A 215-nucleotide genomic window follows, 5' to 3' on the forward strand; every position below is an offset into this window, starting at 1 on the left:
TGGCCTGGATCTGTTGCCGATAATGCCGAGCACCATAAGCGCGGTCGACGCGCACGCTCGACGGCCTTTTCCGGGGGCGACCACGGCTCGGACGAGGCACATCAATCGCATCGAGCAGCTGTCCGACATGGGCCGCGTCGCTACACTGGCCGGCCGTGACAAGAACGGACAGCGGCAAACCGTGCCCATCGACACAGACATGGATTTTGCTGGTG

General features: G+C 63.3%; 1 protein-coding gene. It reads right to left on the reverse strand.

The genetic code is table 11. The annotated features are described in order from the left end of the window. The coding region (locus GCN74_RS28610; protein WP_152259724.1) for a transposase at positions 1-215 on the reverse strand (215 nt) is incomplete at both ends.

The sequence above is a fragment of the Janthinobacterium sp. FT14W genome (assembly GCF_009208755.1).
GTDB lineage: Bacteria > Pseudomonadota > Gammaproteobacteria > Burkholderiales > Burkholderiaceae_D > Janthinobacterium > Janthinobacterium violaceinigrum.